This is a genomic window from Novipirellula sp. (genome assembly GCF_041583735.1).
GTDB lineage: Bacteria > Planctomycetota > Planctomycetia > Pirellulales > Pirellulaceae > Novipirellula.
Genome location: NZ_JBFHFD010000256.1, coordinates 1 through 11,310, shown reverse-complemented (window position 1 = coordinate 11,310; position 11,310 = coordinate 1). Strand labels below are relative to the sequence as shown.

At 55.2% G+C, this 11,310-nt stretch carries 7 protein-coding genes; all 7 read right to left on the bottom strand.

The window, feature by feature from the left end:
• Positions 1 to 408 precede the first annotated feature (408 nt).
• Positions 409 to 1,164 (bottom strand): hypothetical protein, encoded by a 756-nt coding sequence (locus tag ABX962_RS18680; RefSeq protein ID WP_372721550.1) that lies wholly within the window; start codon positions 1,162 to 1,164, stop codon positions 409 to 411.
• Between the two features lie 220 nt (positions 1,165 to 1,384).
• On the bottom strand, positions 1,385 to 1,936 hold the full coding sequence (locus tag ABX962_RS18675; protein ID WP_372721549.1) for a hypothetical protein: 552 nt from the start codon (positions 1,934 to 1,936) through the stop codon (positions 1,385 to 1,387).
• 154 nt (positions 1,937 to 2,090) lie between these two features.
• Positions 2,091 to 5,285, bottom strand: a complete 3,195-nt coding sequence (locus ABX962_RS18670; protein WP_372721548.1) for an efflux RND transporter permease subunit — start codon at positions 5,283 to 5,285, stop codon at positions 2,091 to 2,093.
• A 68-nt stretch (positions 5,286 to 5,353) separates the two neighbouring features.
• Positions 5,354 to 6,853 carry an efflux RND transporter periplasmic adaptor subunit gene (locus ABX962_RS18665; RefSeq protein WP_372721547.1) on the bottom strand — a complete coding sequence of 500 codons (1,500 nt, stop codon included), beginning with the start codon at positions 6,851 to 6,853 and terminating at the stop codon, positions 5,354 to 5,356.
• Positions 6,854 to 7,144: 291 nt separating this feature from the next.
• Entirely contained in the window at positions 7,145 to 7,705 is a 561-nt protein-coding gene (locus tag ABX962_RS18660) for a hypothetical protein (RefSeq protein ID WP_372721546.1), read from the bottom strand.
• A 245-nt stretch (positions 7,706 to 7,950) separates the two neighbouring features.
• Positions 7,951 to 9,525: a TolC family protein gene (locus ABX962_RS18655; RefSeq protein WP_372721545.1), complete on the bottom strand. Its 1,575-nt coding sequence runs from the start codon at positions 9,523 to 9,525 to the stop codon at positions 7,951 to 7,953.
• Between the two features lie 476 nt (positions 9,526 to 10,001).
• Positions 10,002 to 11,310, bottom strand: a 1,309-nt coding sequence (locus ABX962_RS18650; protein WP_372721544.1) for a DUF389 domain-containing protein, incomplete at its 5' end; no start/stop codon positions are given.

The window sequence follows — 11,310 nt, the reverse complement described above, 5'->3', positions numbered from 1 at the left end:
TCGCCCTCACCCGAGCAATCGCTAAAGGCTCTGCTCGACCTCTCCCAAACTCCGTTTGGGAGAGGTGACTACTTGTTGCATGCCGGCGTTTGATTGTGAAGCAGCGAAAGCTGCGGCAGGATGCACTTCAGAGTGCATTCGTGTTTCAACGCAAAGTGCGACTGGATGATCTCCGCAAGCCACCTCGCCCGAGCGCAGCTAGGGAGAGGTCGGACGGGCCCACAGGCCTCGTCCGGGTGAGGGCCAACCGCGCAACTTAGCGCACTGTCACTTCCAATTGCTCGGTCGCCCTCACCCGAGCCATCGCTGAAGGCTCTGCTCGACCTCTCCCAAACTGCGTTTGGGAGAGGTGACCACGCAACGAGTTGCCGCCGATGATATCGAGACGACTGCACCGGTCCACCGCTACTATTCTTGACTCTCAACACCCCATAACTTGACCAACAGCGACAGCATCTCGGGATCGTGCGACTTTAACTCGTCGCGGGTGAAGGGGAAAAAATCGTTGCGGCTGAAGTAGGCTTCGCTGGTTTCGGCAAAGTACTCTTGCGGCGTGGTCATTGCATACGCACGGTCGCGGCGTTTGTTGCCGTTGGCGTCTTGCCGCTCGACATCATCGTACTTGCCACTCACCTTGGCTTTCTGGTAGGCCTTCTTCAGCGGCTGATTGTCAAAGCCTCGCTCCAACACGCGGTCGTGGTAGGCGTGGGCCAGTTCATGCAGCGCAAAATTGGGCATCCGCCGCGTCTCGGCCTCGAAAATACGAACATTGGTGAACTCGACGCCCTTCGCCATTTTCGCGTCTCGGCCGTTTTTGACCAACCAAGTTTTACTGGGGTGATATTCCGCCCGCGGCTGTGTGTTGGGGTATTCGGGCGAAAACCAAAGCGGCACTTTTTGCAGCTCTGCCACCGCAGGCGCGGGCACCACACGAATGATCTCGTCAAGCTGTTTTTCTAGCAGCTCGAGCGCCGTCGCAGTCGCTTGCTTGTTTTGCGATTCCAATTGCTGGTTGACGTGAACCGTCCAACCCGAAACGACCCGTGTTTGGTGAGTGGCACTGCGATCGTTGGCGACAATCGAGTGGACCATCATTCCGCTGGCCAACCCTACAGCAACGGCGATACTTCGAATCCAGACTTGGCAATCAGAACACATGGACATCGGGAAAAGTTCTTCCTAGTACAAAACAGTGAAATGTGAATTGGATACAAGCAGGGGAACCAAAGCGGTGTATCGACATGATCGATCCTGCGGACGCAGTCCGCGGAGGAAACGTTCACAATAGCGCCGACCACTCTGCTTCGCTTCGCCCCCTGCGCGTCAGTATAATCCGCCAAAAGCCTTTGCGACTTTCGTGATGGCTGGCAACGCATTCGGAATCCTAGTGGGCGTGTCCGGCATGGTCATGGCCTTCGTGATCGTGATCATGCTTGATTTCGCCCCGATAGGGTGTTCCGTTGATCGTCACACTCAACTTAGGCGCCGAAGCTTCGTCATCGATATGCCCGACCAATTCGGCATTGGCAAGGGTAAAGCGTGACGATTTGCCGTCGGGGTCACCAGCATCGGGATTGGCGGTTAGTTTAAACTGTTCGGGCGATCCGTCATGCACCAAATTGATTGTCACGTCCGTTGCGTCAATGGGAACCGCCTTGGTGGCCGACGAGTCGAGAATATAAACCGTTACCGACTTGGCATCATGAACAATTTCGGCATGAAACTCTTCGTTGCCAAGCTCGACTAACGAACCATGGTGAGGCCCTTCACTTGGGTGGGCATGCACATCGACAGTCGCAGGCGGAAGCCCGTCGGCGGTCACGTCGCTACCAGAGACGCTGTTGTCGACATCGGGATGGGTCGCAGCTTTATCGCCACATCCGGTGGTGAAAAGAAACAATCCAGCGGCAAGCGTTGTAAATTTTGTCTTTCGCATTGCAAAAATCTCTGTAATCGGGGGGCGTAGAAGGAAACGTCTCGCGAGAAAAGATCGCGAAGCGGTACATGATTGGAAAAACCTCGCAATCGGAATGACGAGGCGACTGCGGGGGGATCGTTCGATTTACCCCGCTACGACATTAGTGCGAGTGCTAAACTTCATTCAATTCGATTTCGCTGGCGGTGGCGGTGACCACTCGCTCGGCAGACTTCATCCCAAACAACCAAAACAGCGCCGGATGCACAAAGAAGTCCAACATTGTCGAACTGACCAATCCGCCCAAGATCACGGTAGCAACGGGATACAAGATTTCCTTACCGGCTTCACCAGCGGACAACACCAGTGGCACCAGCCCGATTCCCGAGGTCAATGCGGTCATTAAAACCGGTGCCAGTCGCTCAAGTCCTGCGCGAACAATCATCGCCCGAGTGAACTGTTCGCCTTCGTGTTGAACCAGGTGCAAATAGTGCTGCAGCAACAGAATGCCGTTCCGCGACGCGATCCCAGCCAACGAGATAAATCCGACCATCGCAGCGATGGTCAACGTTTGACCGGTGATCACCAAGGCAGCGACCGACCCGATAAATGCCATCGGAAGCGCCGCCATCACTTGCAGCGCCAAGTTCATGCTACGGAACAAGGTATACAGCACCAAGAACACACCCATCATCGAAATCACAAACAGCACCGAAATCATTCGGCTTGCCGATTGCTGACTTTGGAATTGGCCTCCGTATTCGACAAAGTATCCTGCGGGCAGTTGTGCAATGATCGGTTTGATCGACGTTTGGATATCGGCCACGACATCCACGACTCCGCGGTCGGCGACATTACACTGGACCACAATACGGCGTCGAACGTTTTCGCGATTGACCACGTTGGGGCCGCCCGATTCGTAGACTTTGGCAAGCCCCGACAGCGGAATCATGCCACCGTCGGGCAATTGAATGGACAATCGTTTCAGCTCTTCGATATCCTCGCGATATTCCTCTTTCATTCGCACCATCAAGTCAAAGGTTCGCATGCCATCGAGAACCTCCGAGACGACTTTGCCGTTCATCGCGGTTTCGATGTATTCGTTGACCGACGCGGCACTCAATCCATATTGCAGCAACCGGTCGCGGTCCAGTTCGATGCGGAGCTGCGGGATGATGACTTGCGGTTCGACCAACGCGTCCGTGACGCCTGGCACCAACTCGATTTCGGCTTTGATCTGTTCCGCCTTCTGACGCAGCACATCCAAGTCGTCGCCGTAGATTTTGATTCCAACCTGGGCTTTCACCCCAGACAACATGTGCGAGATCAAGTGGGCGATCGGCTGCTCGACCGCGGTGACCACGTGTGGAAACTCTTCCATCGCGTCGCGGATTTCGGTCAACTGTTCTTCACGTGAACGCGGCGAGTCGGGATCCAGTTCAATGATCATTTCGGACATATTCACGCCCTCGGCATGCTCGTCCAATTCGGCACGTCCGGTCCGTCGAGCAAACCGCTGTACGTCATCGATCTTCTTCAGCGACTGCTCGACAGATTCCGCGATCTCGTTCGATGCGGCCAACGAGGTTCCCGGCGGCAGCACGACGTTCAATTGGATCGTCCCTTCGTTAAACGGAGGCAAAAAATCTTTCTCAAGTCGCATGACAAAGATTGCCGCGATCGCGACCATCATCAGCGACACACCGAGATTCAGGTATGGAAACGCCAAACTGAACCGGATCACCTTGTCCGCGCCCCACTTCAAACCTCGCAAGACAAAGCCGTCTTTCTCATCGCCACGCCGGGTGCCTCGTCCAAGCAGCCAGTACGACAACACAGGAGTCACGGTCAGCGAAACGAATAACGAAGCAAGGATCGAGACGATGTAGGCGACGCCCAGGGGGGCGAACAATTTACCTTCCATTCCGCCGAGTGCAAACAGTGGAATGAACACCAAAATCACGATCATCGTGCCAAACACGATACTGCGTCGCACCTCGGCACTAGCCCGAAACACCACCAGCAATGAGTTCAACGGATTACCGGCGGCACGGTTCTCTTTCAAACGTCGATAGATGTTCTCGACATCCACGATGACATCATCCACCAATTCGCCCATCGCCACCGCGATCCCCCCCAGCGTCATCGTGTTGATCGACAATCCAAACACTGCGAACACGATCGCCGTGACGACTAATGACAACGGGATGGCGGTTAGCGTGATGAACGTCGTCCGCAAATTCAGCAGAAACAGAAACAGCACGATGACAACCAAGATGCCGCCGTCACGGAGTGCTTCGACGACATTGTCGATCGCGCGGTCAATGAACGATTTTTGCGAATAGACGGTCGTAAGCTGAGTTCCCGCCGGCAGCGTTGGTTGCAATTCTTCGATCGCAGCCATCACATCTTCAGTCACACGCCGAGTGTCCGCGCCGGGTTGTTTGTTGATCGTCAGCACGACCGCAGGCCCACCACGCCAATTCGACGCCGCATCGCCGGTGCCATTGGGATCCGTATCCTGCGAACGCACAAAGGCCGAGCTATCGCCACGTTTGACTTGCGCTCCTTCGACCACCTCGGCGACCTGTGAAAGCAGCACCGGGCGACCTTCGCGAATTTTCACCGGCACCTTTTTCAGATCTTCCAGTGATTGAATCCGACCGAGCGAACGGACCAGCAATTCTTCGGGGCCTTGTTTGTCCAAATAGCCCCCCGTTCCATTTTCATTGCTTTCGGTCACGGCCGATTCGATCTCTGGCAATGTGACGCCGAAACGAAGCATCGCGTCGGGGTCGACCAGGACCTGGAACTGCTTACGCTCACCGCCCATCGTAAAGACTTGCGAGACACCAGGAATCGTCAACAATCGTTGGCGGACAACCCAATCCGCGGTGGTGCGAAGCTGCATCGGATCGACATCGGGATTGTCACTCCACATCCCCAACATCAACACTTGGCCCATGATCGACGAGATCGGCGCGAGTTGAGGCGTGATCCCGGGTGGCAATCGATCTTGAACCATCTGCATCCGCTCGGCCACGATTTGGCGGTCGGTATAGACGTCGGTACCATAGGCAAACTCGACGTAGATGACCGAAATCCCGACGCCCGAAGAACTACGGACCGCCTCGACACCGTTGGCACCATTCATCGCCGTTTCGATCGGGAACGTGACCAACGACTCCACTTCCTCCGGAGCCATGCCTGGCGTTTCTGTCATGATCACGACCCGCGGCCGGTTCAGATCGGGAAACACATCGATGGGCATCACCATGGTTTGCCATGTTCCATAGCCAAGCAGAAACAGGGCGACTGCGATGACAAGCAGCCGTTGATGAAGGGCAAAGCGAATGACGGCGTTGAGCATGAATCAATGAAGCAATCGAGAATGGAAAACGGAAGAATCGAGCAGGTGAGTCTGTCCCGATTGCTTGATCAATGTGAATGCCCTGCATGGGGATCGGCGCCACCGCCTGATTTGTTCTTGATTGCCATTTGCATTTGATGCGCCGCTTTCTGGGCAATCACATCGCCGGGAAAGATCGATCCATCGTTGGCGATCACCACGACGTCTTGCCCACGATGGCGAACATGCACCGGCACGCGAGTAAAGGTTTTGCCGTTTTGCTGGAACACAAACCAATCCGCGCCCTCTTTGACAACCGCCTCGACCGGCAACACGATTTGGTTCTCCCACTGTTCGACAGGCACACGCAGTTCGAGTCGTTGGCCGATGCGATACTTCCACGACACAAACCGCTGACCTTCGTCATTGGTGACATCTCGCATCATCTGATTGGGCAATTCCACGAACAGCGATAGCGTTCGCGAATCACTGTCAATCGAATTGGAAACAAACACCAACTTTAATCCACGGACGACCTCTTGCCCCATCGATCCGCTGAACACCGCGTCGACTTTCCAGCCCTGCTGGGCCGCGTTGGAAATCGCCGCGATGTCGTTTTCAAACGCTTTACCTTCGATAAACAATTGGGTGTAATCCGAAAGCGAACAAAGTTTTTCGCCTGCTGTGATCGCTTGGCCCTTGTGAACGCTGAGGTCATCGACCACCAACAATTTTTTGTTGCTGCGATTGCCACCGGCATCCTGAGGCATCAACAAAGGCTTCGTGTATGAAACCGGACGCAGCGAAACTTGACTCAGATGCAACTCTTCATCCTCGCTATGGCTGTCCACATCAGGAGCCATGATTTGCAGATCGCCCATCAGTTTGCCATCTCGAGCAATGGCATCGATTTGACGATCCGATAGCCCATGCAATCGAAGTGCTTCTCGCTGTGACTTGGCAAACGCCTCGAGTTTTTCTTTGGCGTAGCGTCGTTCCAGCAGCTGTTTTCCTGAAATCGCGCCCGATCGTGTTGCATCTTCCAAGCGAGTGATCTCACGATTCTCGACCTCCAATTCGCTGATCGTTTTCAAATAGGCCGTCTGCGTCTCCACCAGGTCTTCGTAGGTCAACCGAACCTCGAACAACAGATCGCCGGGGGTCACCGCTTCGCCGGTGACCGCATGCACGTGCGTGACAACACCGTTCAGCGGCGACGAGACCACGATGGACGATCGCCCGGGTTTGGCGACCACCACCGCCGGCACCGTGATCGAACGGCGATAGTTCGATAACTCCACCGGACGCAGGAATTTTGGCGTCAAACCGAGGTTCATTCGTGCTTGTGGCGTCAATTCCAATGCCGTGACCTCGGCGGCACCGGTGGTGGAATGAGACGCGTGCCCGTGACCGCCTGCGACTTCGCTGCCCGCCACCTCACCGCCTCGCTGTGATGAAAGCGTGGCATCGATCCATGTCGATAGCGGCGGCCACCACGCCGAATAAGTGATCCCCGCCGCCACAATGACGATCAAACCCATCGCAACTTGGATGACAGGCAAAGGCAATTTTGAGAGTTTCGGTCGCATGACAAACGTATCTCGGTTGAGACAAAATGATGGATAGATCAGAACGGCAACACCAGCGCAGCAAACCGCGTCAAGAAGCAAACACTTCAAAAAGCAGGCCAAGATCCAAACCAAACTCGAAGAATGTCAAAACATTCCTGCGAGCGCTTCTGCGAATTGCGGATGCAGCGTCACGAAAACGTGGCCGCAATCACGCGAAATAGCGCAGCTGAATCTGACCGCAAACGAACGTCATCACGACGTTTCCGCTAGCGATGGCTGAGGCAGCAAACAAAGCGAGACAAGAACGGCTCAAATCTGCCAAGATTGCAGACGAACACAGTGCTCTGAGGCTGATAGAATTTGGTCTGGACATGATCGGTGAAGCTCACCCAACACCGTATCGAGCGGCTTGGGTGGCAACACGCCGACCGTCGAAAACACAAGCGGAACCGAGGCTGCTTGCAGCTCGAGGTCAATCCATTTAGAGAACATGCCGACAAAGTGGCAATGAGCTTCATCGCATTGATGCGAATGGCCACAGGGCGAATCGGCATCAGTGAACGCCCCCTCGGCAACATCGCTCGCAGCAAGCTCTGCCGCTACGGGATTCAGCAATGCAACGGGAGCGGCGTGGACATGCGAATTCGCATTCGATTGTGAGTGTGAGTGCCCCGCATGATCACAACGTACCGCGGCTGTGTGACGATGCCCCGAATCCGCATCAACACCATGTTTTGCCGAGGCAATCGACTCGACGTGTTCCACACAGCAAGCGTTTCCGAGTGGGTGCGAGTGATGCCAACAACACCCCAACACGGCATGCGCCGCGAACGCAATCAGCGTCAATAGAGGGGTAATTTTGGCAAACACGTTTGACACGGGGTAGGAGGAAAATACCGACTTGCGATGAATTTATCTTTCCTAGGTAGCTGAATCGGGTCAAGAGGAACAAATCTTGATTTGATTTGGCCAACTCAATAAATCAACCGGTTTTCGGGGGTATCCGCCATCGAATTTGCTTGCCAGAGGTCGTCATTCGACATTGATTTCATAGCTGGAAAACGAACTGCGACGCCCCGCTACGGGGCGGGCAGCTTTTTATTGCTGGCTGGTTTTTATTGCTGGCTGAACGTCAGCCCACGCAAACTATCGTCTCCGCTATTGTCCACCATCGCTTCCAAGGCACCGCTGAGCACGTATCCGTCCACTCGAGCCCGTGCCTGAGCCAATTGGGCCTGCGAGGCAATGAACTGCAGGTTGGTATCAAAATAGGTGCGCCGCGCCACCAAAACTTGGACAAAACTGGTTTCCCCAGCCTTGTAGGCGGTTTCTGCTAATTTCAGTCCATCGGCCGCATTGGGAAGGATGTCATTGCTGTATTTCGAGACGGCGGCAAGCGACGAATCGTATTCACGAGACACCGCTGCCAGCCTCGCCTTGATTGCGTTTTCGATCCGCAGTGCATCTTGGCAAGCACGCACCAACTCGGCACGCGCCGCGGCAATGTTGCCTTGGTTGCGATTGAATACCGGAATGGGGGCGCCCACTTGGACGTTGATCATTCCTGAATCAGTTGCGTTGTCGTGCCCGGCGGCCAATTGGAAATCAAGGTTCGGGATGGGCTGGACACATTGACGGGTGATGTTCGCTCGCGCTTGACTAATTCGTGTCTGGGCAGCTTGATATTCGGGGCTCGAAGCAACCATGGTCGCGGCGACCTCGGACCAATCGAGCATGCCTTCGGTCTGAGGCAAATCGCCTTGCAGCGAGACCGACTGCAGGTGCGGAGTCCCCGCCAAAGCAACGAGCTCGCGCCAAGCGGCTGCATAGCGAATCTCGGCTTGCTGCAGCGACAAATCGATCTCATTCTTTTGCACTTTGGCTTGAACGACATCCAACTGGGATCCTTCGAGTGCTTCCTTACGAAGCTCGGCTAGCTCCAATCCTTTGTCGGCCACCGATTGAAAATCACGGATCAATTTCATCCGCTGCTGAGCGGCCAAGGCATCATAAAACTTAACCCGAATGTCGGTCGCAATTCGGTATTTTTGTGCTTCCAGCTGGAACAACTGCGCCCGCAACGCCTCGTTTTGGACACGGCGATTCAGCTCTAATTTGTCCGCCGTGATCAGCGTTTGAGAGATATAGACGGTGTGTTGATCGGTTCCCTCATCGGCCAACTGCATGCCTTGATAGCCGACAGTTGGATTGGCCCGCAAACCGACCTGAGTGCGATAACCTGCTGCCTTTTGGGTCGTGGCAACCAAGCCTTCGATGGTGGGATTGTTGGCAAGCGCGAGCGCTTCGAAATCCGCCAACGTCATCGCGGATGATACGTTTGCATCAGCCACCGCAGTCGAGGTTTCTGCTGCACCATCAAATGGAATTGCGACTTGAACCATCGTCTCGGGATACGTCACTTGACCGTCGCTTGCGTAGCCAAAGTCATCAAAGACCACCTGGGCGACGTCGCTACTGGATTGGTCCTGCTCCGCCGCAGCTGCGGTTTCCGATTTGCCCGCTGCCGGTGTCGCCGCCTGCTGTGGAGCATCAATTAGCGAAACGTCAAACGACGACGTCGGGCTCGAATCGACCAACGAAGAAAATATCCCCGGTGATGCGCATCCCACCATAGTGGCAGCCGAGGCTGCGAGCAGCAGCTGAGCAAAATAGATTCGTCGTTTGGACATGAATGACACCAATATTCAAGCCGAGTTCGTTGTTGTGAAACTCGTTTGCGTTGGAAACAGGCTCGCGATCTCGCGTTCCTATGGAATCGATTGTTACTGTTATTCATCGGATAACACGGGTAGCTATCGTTGGGAATAAACCTGTTGCACACGTTCAGCAGCGTGAGCAAACGCAAATGATCCGCGTAACCGGCAAAGTCCGCTTGGATCTCGACGCAAAAAAGCGATGGCAGCAAAAAATGGCTCAATACGCACACTCAGATCGAGGGTTTCGATACGTTACCACTGGCACGACCGACGCTCTTGATCCGCAGCGGTGGTGACAAAGTGTCTGAGTGGCGCCACGGCAATCTTGTGGTGATCGACGGTGCCTAACGACTAAGCGGTGAGTCTTCTTCGTCGCATGATCACGCGAGTCATGACCATGTTCACGCCGGTCACGCCCACGCTCACTAAGGCACACCGCTACAAAACACCTAGTGTCCGAGTGTCCAGACCAGGACCAACAGCATCAGCGTGACCAACAGGATCGTCATCCGTCCGGCCCATCGCTGGCCAATCGTGAACGCGCGATCCACTCGCATGCCTCGCGCGTACAACACAAACGACGATCCAATCATGATCGTCAACACATTCACCGAAACCAGCAACACGGGACCAAAGATCGGCGTCCCTTGGCCGCTCGCCCAGATCGGGCTCTCAGCCCCCTGGGTCAGGCGAAAGGCGAGTTGAAGTCCGGCTGTCGAAATCGGCGGCACCAAGGCTGCCGCGATCGCGGCACCGGCCAGTGCCGAGGAAAGATGGCTGCGAGTCCGCGCGTAGGACGCTGCCATGCCGCCGACCAAACCGACACAAAAATCGAGTGCTGACGGTTTGCAGCGAGCCCACATCTCGGGCGTGATCTCAGGGGTTTGCAGCAGCACCACGAGACACCCAAACAGAAAACTCGAACTCAAGGCTCCAAGAAAACCGATCACAATCGCATTGGATGCCGACTGGAAAAGCGGCCGGTTGCCATGCGTCAGCGCCAAACCCGCGCCCAAAATCGGCGTCATCAAGGGGGCAATCAACATCGCTCCGATAATCACCGCCGCTGAATCTTGCAGCAACCCAAAGGCCGCCAGCATGGCGGATGCCGAGATTAATCCCAAAAATTCCCAGCTCGGCTGCGAGCCTTCGGTTAACGACTGGGATAACTCAACCCGTTGCTCGCGAGTTACCGGCTCGGCAACATGAGTTGCCCAGTATCGCAATCGCGAGGCAAGCGATTCCGAAAACGTCTCCCCTTTGCTGATCAAAGCAATCGACGCCTTGCTCGATTCCTTCAGCAGCGCACGAGCCGCGACGTACCGTTTTTCCTCGGCGGGTGTCCGACCGTAAACGATCCAGACCAAATCTCCTGATTCGCAGCGTTCGCCCTCCAGCCGCACGCTTTCCTGTTCCAACCACTTTGGGACATCGGCATCGCTCGGGGGATCATTTTCCAAAAGCGGCGATTCAGCGGGATGCCCGAGCAGTCGCTTCGAGATCCGCTGGGTTTGCAATTGCGTTGATACATCAAAATCATAGACACGCGATGATGACGTCGGCGGCGCCCCGTTGATGCGAAGCCACAGTGTTTGGACCGGCGATCGCTCGAACAGGGATCGCTGAAACGGTTCGTCATGTTCATCTTTGACAATCAGAACCAAGGACGACTTCTTGACTCGAATATGATTCAGAACCGAGTCGATATCTTCGTCAACGATTTCGATGGTCTTGATCGACGACGACGCCTGCAACGCT

Coding starts and splice junctions, on each gene's coding strand:
- ABX962_RS18680 (WP_372721550.1), bottom strand. CDS start 1,164: ATGTCCATGTGTTCTGATTGCCAAGTCTGGATTCGAAGTATCGCCGTT.
- ABX962_RS18675 (WP_372721549.1), bottom strand. CDS start 1,936: ATGCGAAAGACAAAATTTACAACGCTTGCCGCTGGATTGTTTCTTTTC.
- ABX962_RS18670 (WP_372721548.1), bottom strand. CDS start 5,285: ATGCTCAACGCCGTCATTCGCTTTGCCCTTCATCAACGGCTGCTTGTC.
- ABX962_RS18665 (WP_372721547.1), bottom strand. CDS start 6,853: ATGCGACCGAAACTCTCAAAATTGCCTTTGCCTGTCATCCAAGTTGCG.
- ABX962_RS18655 (WP_372721545.1), bottom strand. CDS start 9,525: ATGTCCAAACGACGAATCTATTTTGCTCAGCTGCTGCTCGCAGCCTCG.